Origin of the sequence: Streptomyces flavofungini (genome assembly GCF_014650815.1) — a bacterium.
Taxonomy (GTDB): domain Bacteria; phylum Actinomycetota; class Actinomycetes; order Streptomycetales; family Streptomycetaceae; genus Streptomyces; species Streptomyces flavofungini.
In genome coordinates this window covers 1-963 of sequence record NZ_BMVR01000062.1, presented here as the reverse complement: position 1 = coordinate 963, position 963 = coordinate 1, and the positions used below count along the sequence as shown (strand labels likewise).

The 963-nt window shown below is 69.3% G+C and carries 1 protein-coding gene; it reads left to right on the top strand.

Annotated features, from left to right (window positions below; all coding sequences use genetic code 11):
* Window positions 1-17 precede the first annotated feature (17 nt).
* On the top strand, window positions 18-963 hold a 946-nt coding region (locus IE274_RS39125), incomplete at its 3' end, for an AMP-binding protein (RefSeq protein WP_229910125.1).

Genomic DNA, 963 nt, shown 5'->3' with positions numbered 1-963 from the left:
ACAACACGGCGTATGTGATGTACACGTCCGGTTCCACCGGCACCCCCAAGGGCGTCGCGGTCACCCATCACGGCGTGACGAACGGCGTGCAGCGCCTTGCCTCACCCACCGGCATCCGGCCGGGTGCGCGGACGTTGGCTGCGACGTCGGTGAACTTCGATGTGTCGGTGTTCGAGATCGTGACGACGCTGGCGGTGGGCGGCACGGTCGAGGTGGTGCGTGATGTGCTGGAGCTGGGGGAGCGGGAGTCCTGGTCGGGTGGTGTGATCAGTTCGGTTCCTTCGGTGTTCGCGGAGTTGCTGGATCAGATCGCGGGCAGGGTCGCGGTGGACACGCTGGTGTTCGCGGGCGAAGGGCTGTCCGGTTCGTTGGTGGCGCGGGCCCGCGAGGTCTTCCCGGGAGTGCGGGTCGTCAACGCCTACGGCCAGACCGAGAGTTTCTACGCGACGACCTTCGCCCTGGAGGGAACACAGGGCTGGGGCGACGCGGCGAGCGCGCCGATCGGAACGCCGCTGGGCAACATGCGCACGTACGTCCTGGGAACGGGGCTGACGCCGGTACCTCCGGGTGTGGTGGGAGAGCTGTACGTCGCCGGTGCGGTGGCCCGCGGCTACCACGACCGTTCGGGGCTGACGGCGGAGCGGTTCGTCGCGGATCCGTTCGGCCCGCCCGGGGCACGGATGTACCGCACGGGCGACATGGCGCGCTGGACGTCGGCCGGGGTGCTTGAGTACGTGGGCCGTGACGACACGCAGATCAAGGTGCGTGGTCTGCGGATCGAGCCCGCCGAGGTGGAGGCGGCCCTGGTCGCACACCCGAGCGTGGCCCAGGCCGCCGTGGCGATGCATGAACGCCCGGAAGGCAAGCAACTGGTCGGCTACGTCGTCGCTGACGGCGTTTCGGTGGCCGAGTTGCGTCGGTTCGTGTCGGGGCGGTTGCCGGAGTTCATGGTGCCGTCGGTGT